Annotated in this window: 21 protein-coding genes, 1 tRNA gene, 3 rRNA genes, 1 other RNA gene and 1 other annotated feature (1 of these 27 running past the window's edge); of the genes, 3 read left to right on the top strand and 23 right to left on the bottom strand. The window is 41.5% G+C overall.

Translation table 11 applies throughout. The features are described from left to right. Positions 1 to 33 precede the first annotated feature (33 nt). The 21 genes from rsmI to tadA form a co-directional block, all read right to left on the bottom strand. Entirely contained in the window at positions 34 to 909 is an 876-nt protein-coding gene (gene rsmI / locus NST91_RS00220) for a 16S rRNA (cytidine(1402)-2'-O)-methyltransferase (protein WP_341329569.1), read from the bottom strand. Then, a complete protein-coding gene (locus NST91_RS00215; RefSeq protein WP_121449319.1) occupies positions 875 to 1174 on the bottom strand; it encodes a GIY-YIG nuclease family protein in 300 nt (99 codons plus the stop codon). Before NST91_RS00215 ends, rsmI begins: the two co-directional genes overlap by 35 nt. Then, positions 1161 to 1904 carry a tRNA1(Val) (adenine(37)-N6)-methyltransferase gene (locus NST91_RS00210; RefSeq protein WP_341329568.1) on the bottom strand — a complete coding sequence of 248 codons (744 nt, stop codon included), beginning with the start codon at positions 1902 to 1904 and terminating at the stop codon, positions 1161 to 1163. The genes NST91_RS00215 and NST91_RS00210 overlap by 14 nt, the downstream gene beginning before the upstream one ends. 91 nt (positions 1905 to 1995) lie before the next feature. Further along, complete coding sequence (yabA, locus tag NST91_RS00205) at positions 1996 to 2349, bottom strand: DNA replication initiation control protein YabA (RefSeq protein ID WP_099353535.1); 354 nt, start codon at positions 2347 to 2349, stop codon at positions 1996 to 1998. A 13-nt stretch (positions 2350 to 2362) separates the two neighbouring features. Beyond that, a complete protein-coding gene (gene ricT / locus NST91_RS00200) occupies positions 2363 to 3190 on the bottom strand; it encodes a competence/sporulation regulator complex protein RicT (protein ID WP_099353536.1) in 828 nt (275 codons plus the stop codon). Next, positions 3183 to 4187 (bottom strand): DNA polymerase III subunit delta', encoded by a 1005-nt coding sequence (gene holB, locus NST91_RS00195; protein WP_341329567.1) that lies wholly within the window; start codon positions 4185 to 4187, stop codon positions 3183 to 3185. Before holB ends, ricT begins: the two co-directional genes overlap by 8 nt. A gap of 18 nt (positions 4188 to 4205) precedes the next feature. Next, positions 4206 to 4646 carry a YaaR family protein gene (locus tag NST91_RS00190; protein ID WP_341329566.1) on the bottom strand — a complete coding sequence of 147 codons (441 nt, stop codon included), beginning with the start codon at positions 4644 to 4646 and terminating at the stop codon, positions 4206 to 4208. 18 nt (positions 4647 to 4664) lie between these two features. Continuing rightward, complete coding sequence (gene darA / locus NST91_RS00185) at positions 4665 to 4994, bottom strand: cyclic di-AMP receptor DarA (protein WP_077620134.1); 330 nt, start codon at positions 4992 to 4994, stop codon at positions 4665 to 4667. A gap of 164 nt (positions 4995 to 5158) precedes the next feature. Continuing rightward, the gene (gene tmk, locus NST91_RS00180) at positions 5159 to 5791 is read right to left on the bottom strand and encodes a dTMP kinase (RefSeq protein WP_341329565.1); all 633 of its coding nucleotides are present in this window, start codon (positions 5789 to 5791) and stop codon (positions 5159 to 5161) included. Between the two features lie 15 nt (positions 5792 to 5806). Continuing rightward, on the bottom strand, positions 5807 to 7240 hold the full coding sequence (locus NST91_RS00175; RefSeq protein WP_341329564.1) for an aminotransferase class I/II-fold pyridoxal phosphate-dependent enzyme: 1434 nt from the start codon (positions 7238 to 7240) through the stop codon (positions 5807 to 5809). A gap of 188 nt (positions 7241 to 7428) precedes the next feature. Further along, on the bottom strand, positions 7429 to 7647 hold the full coding sequence (locus NST91_RS00170; RefSeq protein WP_207900039.1) for a sigma factor G inhibitor Gin: 219 nt from the start codon (positions 7645 to 7647) through the stop codon (positions 7429 to 7431). 806 nt (positions 7648 to 8453) lie between these two features. Then, positions 8454 to 8570, bottom strand: a 5S ribosomal RNA gene (gene rrf, locus NST91_RS00165). 63 nt (positions 8571 to 8633) lie between these two features. Further along, positions 8634 to 11565, bottom strand: a 23S ribosomal RNA gene (locus tag NST91_RS00160). A gap of 310 nt (positions 11566 to 11875) precedes the next feature. Continuing rightward, positions 11876 to 13427 (bottom strand): 16S ribosomal RNA (locus NST91_RS00155). Together the 16S, 23S and 5S rRNA genes form the textbook arrangement of a ribosomal RNA operon. A 319-nt stretch (positions 13428 to 13746) precedes the next feature. Further along, positions 13747 to 14013, bottom strand: coding sequence for a pro-sigmaK processing inhibitor BofA family protein (locus NST91_RS00150; RefSeq protein WP_099364853.1), 267 nt, complete (start codon positions 14011 to 14013; stop codon positions 13747 to 13749). 148 nt (positions 14014 to 14161) lie between these two features. Beyond that, positions 14162 to 14374, bottom strand: coding sequence for a YaaL family protein (locus tag NST91_RS00145; RefSeq protein ID WP_341329563.1), 213 nt, complete (start codon positions 14372 to 14374; stop codon positions 14162 to 14164). Positions 14375 to 14384: 10 nt separating this feature from the next. Next, positions 14385 to 14981 (bottom strand): recombination mediator RecR, encoded by a 597-nt coding sequence (gene recR / locus NST91_RS00140; protein WP_099355777.1) that lies wholly within the window; start codon positions 14979 to 14981, stop codon positions 14385 to 14387. A 24-nt stretch (positions 14982 to 15005) separates the two neighbouring features. Continuing rightward, positions 15006 to 15326: a YbaB/EbfC family nucleoid-associated protein gene (locus NST91_RS00135; RefSeq protein ID WP_121449690.1), complete on the bottom strand. Its 321-nt coding sequence runs from the start codon at positions 15324 to 15326 to the stop codon at positions 15006 to 15008. A gap of 26 nt (positions 15327 to 15352) precedes the next feature. Continuing rightward, on the bottom strand, positions 15353 to 17041 hold the full coding sequence (gene dnaX / locus NST91_RS00130) for a DNA polymerase III subunit gamma/tau (RefSeq protein ID WP_341329562.1): 1689 nt from the start codon (positions 17039 to 17041) through the stop codon (positions 15353 to 15355). Between the two features lie 255 nt (positions 17042 to 17296). Continuing rightward, positions 17297 to 17561: signal recognition particle sRNA large type (ffs, locus tag NST91_RS00125), an RNA gene on the bottom strand. Positions 17562 to 17656: 95 nt separating this feature from the next. Further along, positions 17657 to 18148, bottom strand: a complete 492-nt coding sequence (gene tadA / locus NST91_RS00120; protein WP_341333454.1) for a tRNA adenosine(34) deaminase TadA — start codon at positions 18146 to 18148, stop codon at positions 17657 to 17659. A 302-nt stretch (positions 18149 to 18450) separates the two neighbouring features. On the opposite strand from tadA, the gene NST91_RS00115 reads away from it, so the two are divergent. The 3 genes from NST91_RS00115 (at position 18451) to NST91_RS00105 (ending at position 21220) form a co-directional block, all read left to right on the top strand. Beyond that, positions 18451 to 19737 (top strand): LysM peptidoglycan-binding domain-containing protein, encoded by a 1287-nt coding sequence (locus NST91_RS00115; protein WP_341329561.1) that lies wholly within the window; start codon positions 18451 to 18453, stop codon positions 19735 to 19737. A gap of 171 nt (positions 19738 to 19908) precedes the next feature. Further along, positions 19909 to 20565 (top strand): deoxynucleoside kinase, encoded by a 657-nt coding sequence (locus NST91_RS00110; protein ID WP_341329560.1) that lies wholly within the window; start codon positions 19909 to 19911, stop codon positions 20563 to 20565. Beyond that, a complete protein-coding gene (locus tag NST91_RS00105; RefSeq protein ID WP_341329559.1) occupies positions 20552 to 21220 on the top strand; it encodes a deoxynucleoside kinase in 669 nt (222 codons plus the stop codon). The genes NST91_RS00110 and NST91_RS00105 overlap by 14 nt, the downstream gene beginning before the upstream one ends. A 140-nt stretch (positions 21221 to 21360) precedes the next feature. On the opposite strand, the gene NST91_RS00100 is transcribed toward NST91_RS00105, so the two are convergent. Together NST91_RS00100 and serS are read right to left on the bottom strand one after the other, a co-directional pair. Then, positions 21361 to 21453 (bottom strand) — tRNA-Ser (locus NST91_RS00100). Positions 21454 to 21563: 110 nt separating this feature from the next. Continuing rightward, the gene (serS, locus tag NST91_RS00095) at positions 21564 to 22844 is read right to left on the bottom strand and encodes a serine--tRNA ligase (RefSeq protein WP_341329558.1); all 1281 of its coding nucleotides are present in this window, start codon (positions 22842 to 22844) and stop codon (positions 21564 to 21566) included. A gap of 197 nt (positions 22845 to 23041) precedes the next feature. After that, positions 23042 to 23256: a binding site (T-box leader), on the bottom strand; it runs 1 nt beyond the window's last position.

Here is a 23256-nt window from a genome sequence, read left to right as displayed (position 1 = left end):
AAAGCTTCTCGTATTGAGAAGCTTTTTTCTATTCTATAGACCATGGTATTCTTGATAAATTTCTCTCTTTTGCTGATTTCGATCTTTTGCAACTTGTTTAATCGCTTCTTTTGTTGTCATTGACTCAGTCTCAACATAATGATTAACATGATGTTCGACTGTTAGCTCTTCCCACCAAGCATCCAAAGCCTCTTCTTCACCTTGCTGTGCTCCTTCTACAACAAGACAAAACTCACCGCGAACGGTATCCTCTTCTGACCAGGTAAGAATTTCGTCTAAATCACCACGAATAAACTCCTCAAATTTCTTGGTTAATTCACGAGAAACTGTTACTTTACGATTTCCAAGTATCTCCCTCATAATCTTTAGTGTTTCTTTTAATCGATGTGGAGCTTCATAAAAAAGCAGTGTCGCTTGGATATGTACGATACTCTCCAGTTGCTTTCGTTTCATCTTCTTATTACGGTCTAAAAAACCATAAAAATAAAAGGGTTGTGTACCAAGTCCCGAGGCTATCAGTGATGTTAATGCCGCATTTGCACCAGGTAAAGGAACAACATACATCTTCTCCTTAACGGCTTCAACAACTAGTTCATAGCCCGGGTCAGAAATTGTCGGCATCCCGGCATCACTTACAATCGCCACATCTTTGCCATCACGCAAGAAGGAAAGAATCTTTTCACCACTCACCTTTTTATTATGTTCATGATAACTGATAACTGGTGTTTCAATCTCAAAGTGATTGCAAAGTTTTCTTGTTTGCCTTGTATCCTCTGCCGCAATAACTGCTGATTCTTTCAACGTTTTAATCGCCCGAAAAGTCATATCTTCCAAGTTCCCAATCGGGGTCGGAACGAGATATAAAGTTCCATATTCATAATTTGGTTGAAAGCTCTTTTGCTGCCACATATCGCTCCCCACTTTCCATTGCAAGCAACCGTTCTTTCTCAGGCCGCTTCAGTCGTTTAAATCTATATTCAGCACGCATTGCTTCTTCCTTCGTTTCAAATTCCTGAGAAAATAATAGGGTAATGGGACCTCTTCCTCTTGTATATTTGGCCCCTTTACCTTCGTTGTGCTTTTTTAAACGTTCCTCAACATCTGTTGTATAACCTGCATAGAAGCTTCCATCCTTGCACTCGACGACATAGAAATAATGATTATTCGTCCCCATAGAGAATCTTCCTTATCTCTTTTGTATACTCATTCTGTTCATCGTATACATATAGAGGCGGTAAAATTTTTAGGTCTGCTTTTCCGAACTTAATCCCTTCAACCAAGATCGTATTTGCTTCTTTACCAAGTCTCGGATAAACAAATTGCAAGCGCTTTGGCTCGATTCGGTATTGTCTCATTAAGGTGAGAATATCCATTAATCTACCTGGTCGATGGACGAATGCAACCTTACCTCCTTGCTTAACCAATTCGCTACTAACACGAACCACATCCTCTAATGTGCAATAAATTTCATGGCGAGCAATCTTAAGGTATTCATTTTGATTCATTTCATCCGCCTTTGGTGTTGGAAAATAAGGCGGGTTGCAGGTTACCACATCGAACTTACCACGACCTAGCTGATTAGGCATGTCCTTAATGTCACCGTGAATAACCGATAGTTGAGTAGAAAGCTTATTGTATTCAATATTTCTTTTGGCCATGTCATATATACGCTCTTGAATTTCAACACCTGTAACTTCTGCTTTTGATCGTCTACTGAGAAGTAGTGGAATAACTCCATTGCCTGTACATAAATCAATGATTTTTCCTTTTTGAATTGGAACATACACAAATCGCGCCAGAAGTACTGTATCCAATGAAAAAGCAAATACAGAGGGGCTTTGGATGATTCTCAAGTTTTCCGCTAATAAATGATCTAAGCGCTCATCGTCATATAATTGAACCATTGCATTCTGTTTCCTTCCCTATGATTATCTATCTACTATTATAAACGTATTGTTTAAAAATGAAAAAGCCCTCTCCTATTTAGGAAAGGACCTACTTCTTATTTAAAAAGGAGAGACAAAATAAACAGTCACCCTCAGTACGGACACTTCCATAATGAACATTACAAATATGGAAACCTTCCTGATAAAGTCTTGCTAAGTTATCATATCCCTCACCAATATCAACCTGCTTTGCTTCTTGTAAAGCTTTGTCAGCTTTTTCTTCTTTTTTCTTTGAAATGGATTGATCAAGTCGACGACGTAAAAGATCATTCTCCATTTTTAAATTATGATTCTCTTCAAGTAATTGCCCAAGATGTTCTTTCAATTCTCCTAGTTGAGTATACAGATTACCAATTTGTTTCTCCATACTACTAACAGATTCAAAAATATCTTTTTTGTCCACGCATTCCACCTCGTTATTCTGTGGCTTGAATCGAAATCGCTCCTTCTTTTAGTAGTTCCTCCCACGTATATTCAACAACACGTTCACGACCTACTAATTCCAGCTGTAGTACTCGTTCCAAAATATTGAGCCCGACAACCTTCGCTTTACCACTAGTTGTTTCAATCATCTCGCCAAGGTCTGGAAGCTGTTCTTTTGCACTTTCATACTCATCGTTCTCGTATTTTAAACAGCACATTAATCGACCGCACAAACCTGATATTTTAGTAGGGTTCAGCGACAGATTTTGGTCTTTCGCCATTTTAATTGAAACAGGCTCAAAATCCCCTAAGAAGGTCGAGCAACAAAGCATTCTTCCGCATGGACCAATTCCACCAAGCATCTTGGCTTCATCACGTACCCCTATTTGCCTTAATTCGATTCTCGTACGGAAGATTGCCGCTAAATCTTTCACTAACTCCCGGAAATCCACTCGTCCATCTGCCGTGAAATAGAAGATCACTTTATTTCTATCAAACGTATATTCAACATCAACAAGCTTCATATCAAGGCTGTGTTCAACTACCTTTCCTTGACACACATTATACGCCTCTGTTGCTGCTTGCTTATTTTCCTCTACAATTAATTTATCCTTAGAATCCGCAATACGGATGACCTTTTTTAATGGAAGTACGATGTCATTTTCATCGACTTGTTTTTTATTTATGACAACTTTGCCAAACTCAATTCCTCTGACCGTTTCTACAATCACGTATTCACCGTCAGGGATTGTAAAACCATTTGGGTCAAAGTAATATATTTTTCCCGCTTTTTTAAAGCGTACACCAACTACATCATACAAGCTTATATCCCTCCTGTAACTTTATTACCAATTGTTCCATTAATAAATGTGGGTTCATGTTGGTGTATAGACGACGCTTCGCCTCTAAAACCGTTGCTATCTGATCACTTACACGTCTAGTAGACGTCTGGAGTGCATATTGTTTAAAGCTAGTAATCTGGTCATGAAAGATAAGCTTCTCTTCATCACCCAACTGTATATATAATAAATCTTTATAAATAAGCAATAATATATCTAAACCAAAGCTTAACTGCTCTTTCTCTTTAAAGTGAGGTAACCATTGGTCCTGCAATAAAAAGAAAGCATGGGTTGGCCTTGTATTGATTACTTCATATAATTGTAACACTATTGAACGGGACTGTCCAAACCAAGCATCCGTGCTTAACTCACGTGCTTCTTCCAAATTATTCGTTGTATGAGCAACAAGGGTAGCCATAGTAGGAGAGATCCCTTCATCAATGAGTCGCTCAGAAATCACCTTTGGAGCAAGAGGCCGAAATGATAATATCTGGCATCTAGATAGAATCGTATTTAAAATTCGATGGATTTGCTCGGTTAGCAAAATGGCCACTGTTTGACTTGTCGGCTCTTCAAGGAATTTTAGCAAACTATTTGCAGCATTTGTTGTCATTTTATCAGCATGGTTAATTACATAAACTTTACGGTTTGATTCCACACCCGTTTTTGAAAACTCTTCTTGCAACGCTTGAATTTGCCACTTTTTAATTGATAGACCATCTGGCTCGATGACATGAACATCGGGATGGTTGCCCGATGAAATTCTACGGCAATTTGTACATTCATTACAAGGTTTGTACTCAACAGGATGCTGACAGAAAAGACTTTTTGCCAAAAGAAAGCCGACTTCCTTTTTACCTGTACCTCGGCTCCCCTCAAATAAATAAGCATGGGCCACTCTGTTCTTCTTGAGACTATTTTCAACCATCTTTAAGACTAGTGGCTGATATTCCTGAAGTTGTTCCCATGTTTTTTCCATCATACATCACTCTTTCAATTACGTATACAAGTTGATTAATAATCCCTTTATAAATCCAACTTTCCCCAGAATGTCGATTGATCCTCTCTCCTGGTCAACCATTTGTTCCGTTAAATCCAATAGTTCCCTATCAATTTCCTCAACAAGTTTATGCGTTCTCCCTTGTCCATTAAAATTCCAACTATGGGATTGCTTTATATCCATTCCATATTCAACTGCCTCATGGATAAAACGCTTTACAAGAGATTTATAGGAAGCCAAATCCTGAAAGGTTTGAGAGCGAGAGAGCCGTTCTCCCGCCATGTCAATTTGAGAAAGGAGCTTCGTCAATTGCTCCATTTGAAGTTTATTACCTTCCTGTTGGACAAATTTACTAAAGTTCACATTTCCCGAAACCTTATTGGATTGGTTTGGATGATTTTTATCCATGTTTACACGATAATCCTGGTTTATTTTCATGAACTAAAATACACCTACTTAAAATTGGTGAAATTCATCAATCGGCAACACAAATACTGTTGCTCCACCTACCTCGACTTTCACAGGAAACGGAACAAAGGAATCTGCATTTCCACCCATTGGTGAAACAGGGGCAATCATTTGCTCCCGATGTTTGCAATTATCCTTAATAATATCTAATAATTTATTTACACGGATGTCCTCCGTTCCCACAAGGAACGTAGTATTACCTGATTTTAGAAAACCACCTGTTGTAGCAAGCTTTGTTGCTCGGAAATTATGTTCGACTAATGCTTGTGACAAACGGTTGCTGTCTTTATCCTGCACAACTGCAACGACTAGCTTCATCGTTTAGCCTCCCTTTATTTTATCACTTTTACTTGTTCCTTCATATTACGAAATTTGGTAACTATTTGTGCGAATATCCATGTTGTCTTTATTCTATAACAAGTATAGCCAGAACGAAAACAAAAACCTCAAAAGTCATCAGACTTTTGAGGCAATTCATAGCTTTACTTGTAATTCAAATGCTTTTCAATAATTTCAAATGCTTCCCTTGACACAACATCAATTGAATTCTCAGCATTAATGGTAGAAAAGCGGTCCTTAAAACGGGCTGCAACCTTTAAATAACCATCATAAACCTTTTGGTGGAAGGAAAGATTCTCAAGGTCAAGCCGATTAACTTCCCTTTCATCATTCTTTCCAATTCTTGTTAACCCTTTTTCAGGTTTTATATCAAAGAAAAGAGTTAATGACGGCATCAACCCATTAATAGCAAATTCATTAATAGATAAAACTTCATCGATTCCAAGACCTCGTGCATACCCTTGATAAGCTAGTGAACTATCCACAAAGCGGTCACATAAAACAATTTTTCCTTGTTCTAATGCAGGAATGACCTTCTCCACTAAATGTTGGCGACGCGAAGCTGCATATAAAAGTGCCTCTGTGCGTCCATCCATTTTTGTATTATTTTTGTCTAATATAACGGAACGGATTTGCTCTGCTATATCAATTCCACCTGGTTCTCTAGTAGAAATAACATCATACCCTTTTCGAGTAAACTCCTCCTGGAGGATTCCTAATACAGTTGTCTTACCTGCACCCTCAGGCCCTTCAAACGTAATAAAATAACCTGCCACTTCTATTCAAGCCCCTTACATATCTAATATCTTTATATATTTTTCTTTCATATCTCCACCTTGGAAATGTGAACCAGCCTCAATATAGGTATTTAGGATTTCAATGTGACGATGAGTGATACGTTCACCTTCCATAAGGACTGGTATTCCAGGTGGATACGGTATAATCATTTCTCCGGAAATGTTTCCATGTGCATCTTGAAAGGAAACAACCTTTTTATTGTACCCTTTAATTTCATTATAGCAAAGGGCAAGGGTAGAAATTGTCTCCGTTTCATGATGTAAGTCGATAAAGTTCCTTTTAATCGTTGGATACGTCTGTACAGCATTTCTTATTTTTAAGATGGCACCTTCTGCATCAAATGCCTCTGATAATGGCAACACAAGCAAGACATTGTTTGGGTCAGCCATTTCCGTAAAGAGGCCTTCTTCTTCAAAAGCACTTTGTAGTTCATATCCATTAAGCTCACATTGAGATCGCAGTGTTAGCTTTAACAAATCTGTTTCGACATCTGGATTGGCTGAAGTCACGACTTTTATTTGCAGAATCTCCTCTAGCCTTTGACTGAACGCTTTGATTTGTTTAATGTTCTTATTCGAACCATTCTTTTTTTGTAATGCAAGATAATGCCTCGCAAGATCGAGCGATGCCATAATTGGATAAGATGGGCTGCTCGACTGCAATAGTTGAAGATACGTTTCTACCTCTCCATGATTAATCATCTCACTATTCACGTGTAGGTAAGATCCCATTGTCATCGCCGGAAGAGTCTTGTGTGCCGAATGCACCACGATGTCAGCCCCTAGAGATATTGCCGATGAAGGAAACCCTTCTAACATAAAATGAGCACCATGTGCTTCATCAATCATAACTACCGCCCCTTTTTCATGGGCAAAACAAATAATCTGGGATAGTTCAGTTTGATTCACCATTCCATAATAATTAGGACTGGTTAAAATAACAGCTTTTATATTCGGAAACCCTCTAAATGCTTCTTTTACCGTATTAAAGGAAATAAATGAGGCAACTTGAACTTCATCGTCATATGTAGGATGAGCAAAAACAGGCTGAACTCCTGCCATTTTTAAGCCGTTCAAAATGGACTTATGTGAATTTCTCTGAACTAATACAGTATCCTTGGGTGAACATGCTGCAAGGATCATTGCTAGATTTCCTACGGTAGAACCATTTACTAAAAAATAGCTTTTCTCCACTCCATATAAATCAGCTAATAATGCTTCACTTTCTAAAATGGCACCTTCCGGATGATGTAGGTCATCAAGCCCTGTTAGTTCTGTCGCATCAATTTCTAACACTTTATGAAAATAGGAATATCCCTTATTCGTGAATACTTGTCCATATTTATGTCCTGGAACATGCATCGATTGAGGCTTTCTTCTCGCATGGCGATCTAAGGCATCAAACAATGGTGTTTGTTGTTGATTCATAATTATTGAGACCTTTCTTATGTAATTTACTTATTATAAAACAAAAAAGGGACCTATACCACTAGGTCCTAAGCAAGAACTTGGGATTGCACCTAACGCAAAAGCCAATTCCAAGTTATCTGTTGTCATTACATGTGCCTAGCAAATTAGTTCTCACCTATTTTACAAGCTTGCAAGACACATTAAAACTATGAATATATCTCAGGTGTCGAAACCTTTTTTAGCCGGTCTAAGTAAAATTGATACTTTGGATCATTTGTTTCCGTACGAATAATGTCTTGCTCGCAATCCAAACAAATGAATCTTGTATAAAGGTGTATGCCTCTCTTTTTCTCTTGCTCACATATAATACACGTTTCCCCATAATGCTTCCTATTTTCGAGTGTACTCACTGCCTCCACCTCCATACTTCCTATTTTGTCCGGATGTACTAAAATGTATACACAATTATAAAAATAACGAACAGTTACAATTTAATTTATTTAGTAATCTATGAAGAAAGGCAGCTAGTTTGTGTATGTCTTAGTTTAAAAAATTTGAATTGCATTCTAAAAATGAGTTCTCCACTGACCCTGTTGAAATCCTATAAGAACGCGGTACGGATCAGTCCTTGGCTCATTTTCAGTATTTGTGGTTTAGGAACTCCTCATATTGACATTTACAATTATCATTACAATACTTACTGGTATGCATTTAACTAATTTTTTACAATTACGAACTTATTTTTCATGTTTGCTGGTTTGGATTTACCTAATTTTATCCAGTTGCGTACCTCTTTCTGGTGTCTGCTAGTTCGACTTCTCCTAATTTCGCCCAGTTGTGTACCTCTTTCTGTACATTTCTACTTTAAAACTGGCACGCATCAACCGCAAAACAAAAAAAGACCAACCGTAATGGTTGATCTTTCGTTTGCCTAGCGACGTCCTACTCTCACAGGGACAAAGTCCCAACTACCATCGGCGCAAGAGCTTAACTTCCGTGTTCGGTGGTCGGCTGCCGATGAGCGGCAGATTTCTGCGTCAGCTGCGCTCACTCCAATCCTCATGTACATAGTACATTCCGGTTGCCGCTCCCTTGCTTCCTTGAACTCTTTGCTCCTCGAAACCCGACCTATTCTATTTTTTATTCTTATTCCCGTCAAAAGCGTCTTTAACACCATAAAACCTTTCGGTTTTGAAAAAAAAAGACCAACCATAACGGCTGATCTTTAGGTGCCTAGCGACGTCCTACTCTCACAGGGACAAAGTCCCAACTACCATCGGCGCTGAAGAGCTTAACTTCCGTGTTCGGTATGGGGAACGGGTGTGACCTCTTCGCTATCGCCACTAGACTATATGAAGGATTCATTCCTTCAAAACTAGATAACGTACGTGCATTCATTTTTAGAAGTGATTTGGTTAAGTCCTCGATCGATTAGTATCAGTCAGCTGCACATGTCACCATGCTTCCACCTCTGACCTATCAACCTCGTCATCTTCGAGGGATCTTACTAGTTTAACACTATGGGAAATCTCATCTTGAGGGGGGCTTCATGCTTAGATGCTTTCAGCACTTATCCCTTCCACACATAGCTACCCAGCTATGCCCTTGGCAGAACAACTGGTACACCAGCGGTGTGTCCATCCCGGTCCTCTCGTACTAAGGACAGCTCCTCTCAAATTTCCTACGCCCACGACGGATAGGGACCGAACTGTCTCACGACGTTCTGAACCCAGCTCGCGTACCGCTTTAATGGGCGAACAGCCCAACCCTTGGGACCGACTACAGCCCCAGGATGCGATGAGCCGACATCGAGGTGCCAAACCTCCCCGTCGATGTGGACTCTTGGGGGAGATAAGCCTGTTATCCCCGGGGTAGCTTTTATCCGTTGAGCGATGGCCCTTCCATGCGGAACCACCGGATCACTAAGCCCGACTTTCGTCCCTGCTCGACTTGTAGGTCTCGCAGTCAAGCTCCCTTGTGCCTTTACACTCTACGAATGATTTCCAACCATTCTGAGGGAACCTTTGGGCGCCTCCGTTACTTTTTAGGAGGCGACCGCCCCAGTCAAACTGCCCACCTGACACTGTCTCCAAGGCCGATAAGGCCTTCGGGTTAGAATTTCAATACAGCCAGGGTAGTATCCCACCGATGCCTCCACCGAAGCTGGCGCTCCGGCTTCCAAGGCTCCTACCTATCCTGTACAAGCTGTACCAAAATTCAATATCAGGCTGCAGTAAAGCTCCACGGGGTCTTTCCGTCCTGTCGCGGGTAACCTGCATCTTCACAGGTACTATAATTTCACCGAGTCTCTCGTTGAGACAGTGCCCAGATCGTTACACCTTTCGTGCGGGTCAGAACTTACCTGACAAGGAATTTCGCTACCTTAGGACCGTTATAGTTACGGCCGCCGTTTACTGGGGCTTCGATTCAGAGCTTCGCTTGCGCTAACCCCTCCTCTTAACCTTCCAGCACCGGGCAGGTGTCAGCCCCTATACTTCGCCTTGCGGCTTCGCAGAGACCTGTGTTTTTGCTAAACAGTCGCCTGGGCCTATTCACTGCGGCTCTTCAGGGCTATGCACCCTAAAAAGCACCCCTTCTCCCGAAGTTACGGGGTCATTTTGCCGAGTTCCTTAACGAGAGTTCTCTCGATCACCTTAGGATTCTCTCCTCGCCTACCTGTGTCGGTTTGCGGTACGGGCACCATTTACCTCGCTAGAAGCTTTTCTTGGCAGTGTGGAATCAGGAACTTCGGTACTATATTTCCCTCGCCATCACAGCTCAACCTTACGGTAAGCGGATTTGCCTACTTACCAGTCTAACTGCTTGGACGCACATATCCAACAGTGCGCTTACCCTATCCTCCTGCGTCCCTCCATCGCTCAAACGGTAAAGAGGTGGTACAGGAATATCAACCTGTTGTCCATCGCCTACGCTTTTCAGCCTCGGCTTAGGTCCCGACTAACCCTGAGCGGACGAGCCTTCCTCAGGAAACCTTAGGCATTCGGTGGATGGGATTCTCACCCATCTTTCGCTACTCATACCGGCATTCTCACTTCTAAGCGCTCCACCAGTCCTCACGGTCTGACTTCACGGCACTTAGAACGCTCTCCTACCATTGTTCGTAAGAACAATCCACAGCTTCGGTGATACGTTTAGCCCCGGTACATTTTCGGCGCAGAGTCACTCGACCAGTGAGCTATTACGCACTCTTTAAATGGTGGCTGCTTCTAAGCCAACATCCTGGTTGTCTAAGCAACTCCACATCCTTTTCCACTTAACGTATACTTTGGGACCTTAGCTGGTGGTCTGGGCTGTTTCCCTCTTGACTACGGATCTTATCACTCGCAGTCTGACTCCCGAGAATCAAGTCTTTGGCATTCGGAGTTTGACTGAATTCGGTAACCCGATGAGGGCCCCTAGTCCAATCAGTGCTCTACCTCCAAGACTCTATACTCGAGGCTAGCCCTAAAGCTATTTCGGAGAGAACCAGCTATCTCCAAGTTCGATTGGAATTTCTCCGCTACCCACACCTCATCCCCGCACTTTTCAACGTGCGTGGGTTCGGGCCTCCATTCAGTGTTACCTGAACTTCACCCTGGACATGGGTAGATCACCTGGTTTCGGGTCTACGACCACGTACTATTTCGCCCTATTCAGACTCGCTTTCGCTGCGGCTCCGTCTCTTCAACTTAACCTTGCACGGGATCGTAACTCGCCGGTTCATTCTACAAAAGGCACGCCATCACACATAAATGTGCTTTGACTACTTGTAGGCACACGGTTTCAGGTTCTATTTCACTCCCCTCCCGGGGTGCTTTTCACCTTTCCCTCACGGTACTGGTTCACTATCGGTCACTAGGGAGTATTTAGCCTTGGGAGATGGTCCTCCCAGCTTCCGACGGGATTTCTCGTGTCCCGCCGTACTCAGGATCCACTCAAGAGAGAACGAAGTTTCGACTACAGGGTTGTTACCTTCTCTGACGGACCTTTCCAGGTCGCTTCGTCTACTTCGCTCTTTTGTAACTCCGTATAGAGTGTCCTACAACCCCAAGAGGCAAGCCTCTTGGTTTGGGCTATCTTCCGTTTCGCTCGCCGCTACTCAGGAAATCGCGTTTGCTTTCTCTTCCTCCGGGTACTAAGATGTTTCAGTTCCCCGGGTCTACCTTCTCTTACCCTATGTATTCAGGTAAGGATACTGCCCCATTACGAGCAGTGGGTTTCCCCATTCGGAAATCTTCGGATCAATGCTTACTTACAGCTCCCCGAAGCATATCGGTGTTAGTACCGTCCTTCATCGGCTCCTAGTGCCAAGGCATCCACCGTGCGCCCTTCATAACTTAACCTATTCGGCTTTGATAAGCTTCGAATTTCTTCTCGCTTCTCGTTCACCTTCAAGTTTTAAAGAACTTTTACTACTTCAATGAATGTTTTGTTACGTTATCTAGTTTTCAAGGAACGAAGCTACTGACTTCAATCACATCGTGATTAAACATCAGTGAGTAATCTTCATGCAGCTTTGCGCTGAGGAATCAATCATCTTCGATTAACCTAGCAGACGCAAGTGCAATATTGAAAGCACAAAAAAGCACTCTCAAAACTGACCACAATACAAAACGTCTTTTTATGAAGTTCGTAGAACTTCAGTTTCCTTAGAAAGGAGGTGATCCAGCCGCACCTTCCGATACGGCTACCTTGTTACGACTTCACCCCAATCATCTGTCCCACCTTAGGCGGCTGGCTCCTTGCGGTTACCCCACCGACTTCGGGTGTTACAAACTCTCGTGGTGTGACGGGCGGTGTGTACAAGGCCCGGGAACGTATTCACCGCGGCATGCTGATCCGCGATTACTAGCGATTCCGGCTTCATGCAGGCGAGTTGCAGCCTGCAATCCGAACTGAGAATGGTTTTATGGGATTTGCTTAACCTCACGGTTTCGCTGCCCTTTGTACCATCCATTGTAGCACGTGTGTAGCCCAGGTCATAAGGGGCATGATGATTTGACGTCATCCCCACCTTCCTCCGGTTTGTCACCGGCAGTCACCTTAGAGTGCCCAACTGAATGCTGGCAACTAAGATCAAGGGTTGCGCTCGTTGCGGGACTTAACCCAACATCTCACGACACGAGCTGACGACAACCATGCACCACCTGTCACTTATGTCCCCGAAGGGAAAGCTCTATCTCTAGAGATGGCATAAGGATGTCAAGACCTGGTAAGGTTCTTCGCGTTGCTTCGAATTAAACCACATGCTCCACCGCTTGTGCGGGCCCCCGTCAATTCCTTTGAGTTTCAGTCTTGCGACCGTACTCCCCAGGCGGAGTGCTTAATGCGTTTGCTGCAGCACTAAAGGGCGGAAACCCTCTAACACTTAGCACTCATCGTTTACGGCGTGGACTACCAGGGTATCTAATCCTGTTCGCTCCCCACGCTTTCGCGCCTCAGCGTCAGTTACAGACCAGAGAGCCGCCTTCGCCACTGGTGTTCCTCCACATCTCTACGCATTTCACCGCTACACGTGGAATTCCGCTCTCCTCTTCTGCACTCAAGTCCCCCAGTTTCCAATGACCCTCCACGGTTGAGCCGTGGGCTTTCACATCAGACTTAAAGGACCGCCTGCGCGCGCTTTACGCCCAATAATTCCGGATAACGCTTGCCACCTACGTATTACCGCGGCTGCTGGCACGTAGTTAGCCGTGGCTTTCTGGTTAGGTACCGTCAAGGTACCGCCCTATTCGAACGGTACTTGTTCTTCCCTAACAACAGAGCTTTACGATCCGAAGACCTTCTTCGCTCACGCGGCGTTGCTCCGTCAGACTTTCGTCCATTGCGGAAGATTCCCTACTGCTGCCTCCCGTAGGAGTCTGGGCCGTGTCTCAGTCCCAGTGTGGCCGATCACCCTCTCAGGTCGGCTACGCATCGTCGCCTTGGTGAGCCATTACCTCACCAACTAGCTAATGCGCCGCGGGCCCATCTATAAGTGATAGCTAAAAGCCATCTTTCAATATGAGACCATGTGGTCTCATATGTTATCCGGTATTAGCTCCGGTTTCCCGAAGTTATCCCAGTCTTATAGGCAGGTTGCCCACGTGTTACTCACCCGTCCGCCGCTAACTTTTGGGAGCAAGCTCCCAAAAGTTCGCTCGACTTGCATGTATTAGGCACGCCGCCAGCGTTCATCCTGAGCCAGGATCAAACTCTCCAATAAGAGTATTGATTGCTCAATAGTTTGTTACTTTTGAATTAAACGTTGACGCTTGTATTGTGTTCAGTTTTCAAAGGACTTTTGTTTCGCCTCTCAGAAGCGACTTTATTAATATAACATCCTCACAAAAATAAGTCAACATATTTTTTACGTTTTTTCTTATTTTAAGGTATTCCCTGTGAGAGATATAAATATATACCCAATTCAACTAAAAGTCAACAAATTATATTGAAATAATTTTCGTTTTCTTACCATTCCACTATTTTATAATCTGCCATCAAATTTAAACAATAAAAAAACAAATGAGACTCCATTTGTTTTTTTATCCTACTATAAATAAATCTATAATTACAAGTGCCGCTAAGCCTGGGAGACCGAGTAGACCAGATACTGCAGAAGTCACTAGATTTATTGGTACATGCAGATCAAATGATTGTCCAAATGCATTTAAGAAAAATAGAAACAATGCGCCGATTAGGATTTTAACGAATACTTGTCCCACTAGCCGAATTGGCTTAAGAGGTGCTCCTATTAAAAGAACAAGTACAATTAATCCTCCAAGTATGGCTATAACAAACTTTGGTTCCAATCAGACTTCACTCCTTCTCACAACTTGTACTATTATTCTATGTGAGTGGGGAGTTTTAAGAACCTCTTGTCCTATTTTTATTTAATGTTTCTATTCATAATAAAAAATCCCATCAGAGAAAGTCTTACTTCCTTGATAGGATTTATTTTTATAGAAATACTTTTCGCCTTTTTGCTTCTCTTAGTAAAAAGAAGTATTTGGTTTCTGCGACTTTAAGTTCACTTAAAACATCATCAGAAGGTTCAACACTTTTTTCGATAAGATTTTTCTGTCTCATCCATTCCTTCTTTGCCATTTCTAACTGACTAAAGAGCTCTTGATTATATTCTTTTCGAAGCTTTCCCTTCTTTTTAAAAAGCATAAAAGACCTCCTATAATTCCCGGCGACCTTCAAGTGCCTTTGATAGTGTTACTTCATCAGCATATTCTAAATCTCCACCAACTGGTAAGCCATGAGCAATTCTTGTAATTTTAATACCCGTTGGTTTTAGTAAACGAGAAATATACATAGCTGTAGCTTCCCCTTCAATGTTCGGATTAGTCGCTAAAATAATTTCTTGTACCGTGTCATCCTGAAGTCTTTTCAGTAATTCAGGAATTTTAATATCTTCTGGACCAATACCATCCATTGGGGAGATTGCCCCATGTAAGACATGATAAAGACCGTTGTATTCTTTCATTTTTTCCATTGCGATTACATCTTTCGGATCCTGTAGGACACAGATCACTGTTTTGTCGCGACGTTCATCTTCACAAATGTAACAAGGGTCTCTATCTGTTATATGCCCGCAATTTGAGCAATATGTGAGATTTCGCTTTGCATTGACAAGCGCTTTAGCAAAATCAAGCACGACATCCTCTTTCATACTTAGTACAAAAAAAGCCAGACGCACGGCCGTTTTTGGGCCGATACCTGGCAATTTCATAAAGCTATCTATTAGCTTAGATATTGGTTCAGGATAATGCATATCTATCTAAGTCCTTTCAACCGATTAGAATGGAAGGTTCATTCCTTTAGTAAATTGACCCATTGTTTCATTTGTTAGGTCTTCGATCTTTTTAAGGGCATCATTTGTTGCTGCTAAAACAAGGTCCTGTAGCATTTCGATATCATCAGGGTCTACCACTTCTTCTTTAATGATAACGTCAATAATTTCTTTTTGGCCATTTGCTTTTACAGTGACCATACCACCACCAGCAGTACCTTCTACCACCTTTTCAGCAAGTTCTTCCTGTGCCTTTGCCATATCCTTTTGCATTTTTTGCATTTGTTTCATCATTTTTTGCATATTACCCATTCCGCCACCACGCATCATGTTACATTCCTCCTATATGTTTATTATTCCTTTATTTCAATGAGCTCTGCACCAACAATCTTCATCGCTTCTGCAATAAGAGGGTCCTCGGTTTCCTCAGGCCCTTGATCATCATCGGTTTTTTGCCCACGGATAAACTCTTCTCTAATTTTACCCCATTCATCATCGGGTACACCAATCATTTCAAACCTATTTCCGGTTAATGTGGTAAGTATGTTTTCGAGATTTTCTTTTACTTCTGTGTTTTCAGATGCCATTTTACAATGGATTTCATATTTAAACTTTAACACAAACGCATTTGAAGAAGCTGCAACTGGTTCACTTTCAATTAAAAGGGCTGCATGAGACACTTTGTTTTGACTTCGAAGTTGATCAAGCATATCGCCCCATTTTCCTTTTAATAAATCAAGATTCTGTCTAGTTGCACTCTTTAAAACCTCATTTATTCTTCCCACTGGGGTTCTGTAACCATTTCTAGATGTTTTTTGTGGACGTTTTTCAGCAGGCTTTGCATCTTGTGGTTGGGCTGTTACACCCTTTTCCTTAATTGATGCAAGTTCAGATTCTAACATATTTATTTTATTCATTAAGCCTTCAATTTGTGGCAATGACTCAAATGAATGTTGTTTATCCATTTGAGTAAGCTTTACGAGTGCTACCTCTAGAAAAATTCGCGGATGGTTCGTCCACTTCATCTCCTGCTGGGCTTGGTTTAAAATATCCATGGTTTCGTAAATTTCATGATTAGGGATATTTTTTGCAAGGTCCGAAAAATCTTCATCAACTAATACCCGCTCCATCACTTCTTCTAATTGGGGTGCTGTTTGATATAAAAGCATGTCCCTATAATAGAAGATTAAATCTTCGATAAATCTCATTGGGTCTTTCCCAAGGTCCATCATTTCATCGAGCGTCTTCAAAGCTGTTCGGACATCTCGGTCGTGTGTCGCCCTAACCACATTCGTGAGCAGCGATTGTGAAACAGCTCCGGTTATCGTGAGAACATCTTCAAGTTTTACCTCTTCGTCGCTGAAGGAAATCGCTTGGTCCAATAAACTTAACGCATCCCGCATTCCACCTTCAGCAGCTCTTGCGATTACATAAAGAGCTTGATCATCCACTGTCACGTTTTGTTCAGATATGATCGTTTTCATTCTCCCTACGATTGCTTGAGTTGTAATCCGACGAAAATCAAAGCGTTGACATCTGGAGATGATCGTAAGTGGAATTTTATGTGGTTCGGTTGTTGCTAAAATGAAAATGACATGTCTTGGTGGTTCCTCCAATGTTTTTAACAAGGCGTTAAACGCACCAATTGAAAGCATATGTACTTCATCAATGATATATACCTTGTAGCGTACTGCACTGGGAGCATACTTCACTTTATCGCGAATATCTCTAATTTCATCGACACCATTGTTTGATGCAGCATCAATTTCAATCACATCAGAAATTGAGCCGTCGGTAATTCCCCGACATGCGGCACACTCATTACAAGGCTCAGCTACTGGAGAACGCTCACAGTTAACGGCTTTTGCAAAGATTTTCGCAGCACTCGTTTTTCCTGTTCCCCTTGGTCCTGAGAAAAGGTAAGCATGAGAAAATTTTTCTTGAAGAAGGGCATTCTTTAATGTTTGGGTTATATGTTCTTGTCCGACCACGTCATGAAAGGTTTGTGGCCGAAAGACACGGTATAATGCTTGATATGCCATTGATATTGCCCCTCCTTCTCTTTGTCCACTTCCTATTATACAGGAAGTGAATATTCTGTACAAAGTGATTATATCATTCACTGAAAAAATCTAGAAAAAACAAGAACAGTTCAAGAAGCTCAACTTTAGGTGCCAAGCATAAGACGAGCGCAACCTTCCGAAGCAATTGACTTAGCCCAGAGCGCCGATGGAGCCTTGAACTAGACAATAAAAAAACCCACCCGAATGAGTGAGTTGTTTTATGTAGTATAACTGCCGTGCACCTTCCGTCGAATAGTTACCCCAGGCGTTACTCAAGCAGTTAGCTCGGTCCAGGCAACCCTACGGCACATGGGAGAATCCGCTTACTGCTGCTTCCTTCCGGACCTGACAGGATTCACGGGTTCCCATTGCGTAGGACCCAGACGTCAACACCACTTACTTGAGGCAGACCCTACAATAACTACCCTCTATGAAGGGATTCGGCCTCGCTAGAGCGGATTGCGAGTACAGGGCACCGCTACCTCCCCGCTTAGCACGGCAAAATTGATACCAAATTGTTAGGTGTCTTTGTGACACATTCTTAGTATAAAGGCTCAGTCAAAAAAAATCAACGTATTCAAACTGTAAGTTTTTTCAAGTAGAACCAGTAGTGCGATTCTTTTCATCTTTTTTTCTCTTTCGAAGCTGTCTAAAAAATGAACTTAGGAGTTCGCTGCATTCTTCCTCACAAATACCTGAAACGACCTCAGTTTGATGATTAAATCGTTGTTCCTGTAACAGGTTCATTAAGGTTCCCGCACATCCTCCCTTAGGATCACTCGCCCCGTAAACGACCCGTTTTACCCGCGATAGCACGATAGCCCCCGAGCACATTGCACAGGGCTCAAGAGTGACATACAAGGTAGAATCCTCTAATCTCCAAGTGCCTGAACGTCGACAGGCTTCATCAAGTGCCAATAGTTCTGCATGGGCAATTGAACGTTGCTGTGTTTCACGAAGGTTATGGGCTTTTGCAATAACTTCATCATTTATAACAAGAACAGCACCAATAGGCACTTCATCTATATCAGCTGCTTTTTTTGCTTCTTCAATCGCCAATTTCATATAATATTCGTCAGATTTCATCAAAGTAAATACTCCCTCACTAGATAAATCAAATGCGCCTTGGCGTATTTGCGCCCAGATTTTTTAGGCCCACACGAGGTCGGTCACAAAGACGTTGCCACAGGAAGTGGCGTACTTAGTCTTTGATCTTAGAAAAGTTACCCTTGAAAATCTGTGGCATCCACCGTAGGCTTTAACTTTATTTAGTCGGAGTATGACCCCGACTAAATAAAGTTAAACATTTTATCCAAGCATCATCTTTCTTATTCTCTCATAGAGTAATAAAGGTGTGTTACCTAGATTGTAGAATGAGGAGGTCAAACATGCAAATTCATGTTGTAGAGCGAGGTCAGTCCTTATTTGGAATCGCTCAAGCGTACAGCACTACAGTAGATGAAATCGTTCGTGCAAACCAAATTCCAGACCCCGGTAATCTTGCGATTGGCCAGGCACTCGTTATTCCTATTGTTGGACAATTTTACTGGGTCCAACCAGGCGATAGCCTCTGGTCAATTGCAAATAAATTTGGACTTAATTATCAGCAATTAGCACAAATCAACCAAATACCACCGAATCGTCCATTAAATGTAGGTCTTAGACTCTATATTCCTGCACGCCCAAAACGAAATGTAGAAACCAATGCTTATGTGGAACCATCAGGAACTTCAGTAAGTCCCGCTCTTGAAAGAAGTTCACGACAAGCAGCTCCATACTTAACATACTTAGCCCCATTTAACTTTCAAATCCAACGAGATGGCACTCTAAAAGAACCACCATTGAACAATTTGCCAAGCATTGCAAGTGCAAATAACGTAACCCTTATGATGGTCGTAGCGAATTTAGAAGAAGGACAATTTAGCAATGAACTAGGTCGTATTGTGCTTAACGACCAAAATGTCCAAAATAAGCTGTTAGATACAATCGTAGAAACAGCAAAAAAATATGGGTTCCGTGATATTCATTTTGATATGGAGTTTTTACGACCAGAAGACCGCGAAGCCTATAACAACTTCTTGCGTAAAGCAAAACAGCGCTTTAGCCAAGAAGGCTGGCTACTATCCACTGCACTAGCTCCTAAAACAAGTGCAGAACAAAAGGGCGCTTGGTACGAAGCACACGATTATAAAGCACACGGTGAAATCGTGGACTTTGTTGTCATCATGACGTATGAATGGGGATATAGTGGCGGACCACCAATGGCAGTATCACCAATTGGTCCTGTTCGAGAGGTTCTTGAATATGCCATCACTGAGATGCCAGCGTCAAAAATAATGATGGGGCAAAACCTCTATGGCTATGATTGGACATTGCCTTTTGTGCAAGGGGGCGAATATGCAAAGGCAGTAAGCCCACAGCGAGCAATTGAACTCGCAAAGCAACATAATGTACCAATCCAATACGATACGAAGGCACAAGCTCCTCACTTTGATTATACGGACTCGGCTGGAAAGCAACATAAGGTTTGGTTTGAGGATGCTAGAAGCATTCAGGCAAAGTTTGATTTGATTAAAGAATTGAATCTACGAGGAATCAGCTATTGGAAGCTGGGGCTACCGTTCCCTCAAAATTGGCTGTTGATCACAGATAATTTCAATGTCGTAAAACGATGACATCATTTAAAGGAACTCGATTTTTCGAGTTCCTTTTTCTATTTAGTGCACAATAAGAAAACTATAATATTTCCCAGTCTGTTTTTTCGACAATTAATAACAAACATCTATCTTCCTGTGATAAAATAATGCTTATCTGTCATTTGATTGATATAAAAAGGGGGACACGAGATGGGTAGTAGGATTCCCTTTATTACAGTAGAGGGTCCGATCGGAGTTGGGAAGACCTCTCTCGCTAAGGCTATTTCAGAGCAATTCGAATTTGCCTTATTGAAAGAGATAGTCGATGAAAATCCATTCTTGGGTAAATTTTATACGAATATTGATGAATGGAGTTTTCAAACAGAAATGTTTTTCCTTTGTAACCGATACAAACAACTTGAAGACATAAATCAAAATTACCTTCAAAAAAATCAACCGGTTGTTGCGGATTATCATATATTCAAAAACCTAATCTTCGCTGAGCGGACATTGAAAACTCAGCAATTTCAAAAATACTTACAGATTTATGAAATTCTAACCGCTGATATGCCAGTACCGAATGTCGTCATCTATTTACACGCTAGCCTCGATACTTTATTAGAACGGATTAAGATGCGTGGTCGAGACATCGAAAAAGGTATTGACCCAGCATATCTTAGTCAATTAAGCCTTGATTATGAGCAATCAATGGCAAAGTTCGAAAAGACACACCCAAATATTCCTGTTATACGATTTAACGGAGACAAGCTAGACTTTGTACAGAATAAACAGGATCTTGAACAAATCCTATCAAAAATAGAAGACACCATTCTTGAAAAAGGAGTAAGACAGAATGAATTTGCGTAATAAATATGATATCCCTAGTAATGCAGTGATCACCATTGCAGGTACAGTTGGTGTTGGAAAGTCTACGATGACAAATGCACTTGCAAATGCACTTGGATTTAGGACCTCCTTTGAGAAAGTGGATACGAATCCATATTTAGATCGATTTTATGCAGACTTTGAGAGATGGAGCTTCCACCTTCAAATCTATTTCCTTGCAGAACGTTTTAAAGAGCAAAAGAAAATCTTTGAATATGGCGGAGGATTTGTCCAAGATCGTTCTATCTATGAGGACACAGGCATATTCGCGAGAATGCATTATGAAAAAGGAACCATGGCGCCTGTCGATTATGAGACATATACTAACCTTTTTGATGCGATGGTAATGACACCCTATTTCCCACATCCGAATTTATTAATTTATCTTGAAGGCAGCCTTGATGATATCATTAATCGAATCCAAGAACGCGGCAGACCGATGGAGCAACAAACTCCTATTTCCTATTGGGAAGAAATGCACGGACGTTATGAGAAATGGATCAATAATTTTACTGCTTGCCCTGTTCTTCGATTAAATATCAATGAATACGATATTTTACAAGATGAAGGTTCAGTCGAACTAATTATCGAGAAAATCTCAAAGTTTATCAGACAAACCGAACTTTTAAAAAGCTAGAACGACAATACCCCTTTTGAGATAATCACTCAAAAGGGGTTCTTTATTGATAAATTATTTGTAAATAGCAAAAAACTCGTTACTGTAATAGCAACGAGTTCATCTCCAATACTTTATGCGCTAGTATTATTTAAAAATTATGGCGGAGGAAGAGGGATTCGAACCCCCGCGGGCTTTAACACCCCTGTCGGTTTTCAAGACCGATCCCTTCAGCCGGACTTGGGTATTCCTCCGTATCGACAAGAAATAATATACCATAGTTTTAAATTATATGTCAACAATATCTTTATCTTTTTTTATAAGGCCAGGAAAGTGGTAAAATCCTGGCCAATATTTTAATCGATTACTTAGGACCAATTACTTCTTTATTTCTCATATAAGGACGTAATACTTCCGGAATGATGACTGTACCGTCTTCTTGTTGATAATTCTCTAGGATTGCCGCAACTGTTCGACCAATTGCAAGCCCAGAACCATTCAATGTATGAACGTGCTCAGGTTTTGAATCTCGATCACGACGGAAACGAATATTGGCTCGTCTTGCCTGGAATGCCTCAAAATTACTACAAGAAGAAATTTCACGGTATGTTCCGTAGCTTGGAATCCACACTTCAATGTCATATTTTTTTGCTGCAGTAAATCCTAAATCTGCACTACACATGCTTAGGACACGATATGGAAGACCTAGTAACTGAAGTACCTTTTCAGCATTTGCTGTTAAACTTTCTAATTCTTGATAAGAATCTTCTGGTTTTACAAACTTCACTAGTTCTACCTTATTAAACTGATGCTGGCGGATCAACCCTCTTGTATCTCTTCCCGCTGAACCAGCTTCAGAGCGGAAGCAAGCACTAAACGCCGCATATTTAATTGGTAACTCTTCTCCGCCTATAATCTCATCACGGTGTAGGTTTGTAACTGGAACCTCGGCAGTCGGAATTAAGAAGTAATCCTCATTTTCAATGAGGAATGCATCTTCTTCAAACTTTGGAAGCTGTCCTGTACCTGTCATGCTTGCACGATTGACTAGGTATGGAGGAATAACCTCTTCATATCCATGTTCCTCTACATGTAGGTCTAACATAAAATTAAATAATGCTCTTTCAAGTGTTGCCCCAAGCCCCTTATAAAATACAAAACGGCTACCTGTTACTTTTCCTGCACGTTCAAAGTCTAAAATTTCAAGTTGATCAGCAATTTCCCAATGTGGCTTTGGTTCAAATCCAAACTCAGGGAGCTCTCCCCATTTACGGATTTCAACGTTATCATCCTCAGATTCACCAATTGGCACACTTTCATGTGGTAAATTCGGAATGGATAACATTAGATGCTCTAATTGTCCTTCCACATCTCGTAATTCCGTATCTAATTCTTTGACCTTATCACCAACCTCACGCATTTCTAAAATGAGAGCATCTGCATCTTTTTTCTCTCGTTTCAAAACAGCGATTTGACCTGACACTTCATTTCTACGGCTTTTTAACTCCTCGGTCTTCAAAATGAGCTCGCGGCGCTTTTTATCTAACTCCTCAAAACGCCCCAGGTCTGTTAAATCCTCACCACGATACTTGAGTCTCTCCTTCACTTCATCAAAATGGCTTCGTAAAAATTTAATATCTAACATCTCTTAAACCTCCTAAAATCTATGAGTTATAGTAACAATGTGTAACCATTCGTGACTGTCGAAAAGCAAGTATTTCAAGGCGGCGCAGGTTCGAGGACCGGAGCGTAGCTAACCTACTTGAGGACCAGAGAACCAAGCCAACGCAGAAATACGCCGCTTATCGGCAGTTACGGCAAACAAAAAACTCCCGCCCCTAAAAAAGGGACGAGAGTTAACCCGCGTTACCACCCTAGTTGAGGATACAAGTATCCCCCTCTTGAAAAAGATAACGGATTTACCGAAAATACCTACTTGAATGATGCGTTCAGTATTTCACTCAAGGATGGATTCACAGGCTTTTTTCATCGGTTCACACCAACCACCGACTCTCTTAGGAAAAAAGACGAGCTACTAGTTCCTATCATAGATTTCA

Source organism: Ferdinandcohnia sp. FSL W7-1320 (assembly GCF_038050315.1).
GTDB classification, from domain to species: domain Bacteria; phylum Bacillota; class Bacilli; order Bacillales; family Bacillaceae_L; genus Ferdinandcohnia; species Ferdinandcohnia aciditolerans.
Note: the sequence above shows the minus strand (reverse complement) of the source record. Positions and strands in the feature narration are given on the sequence as shown.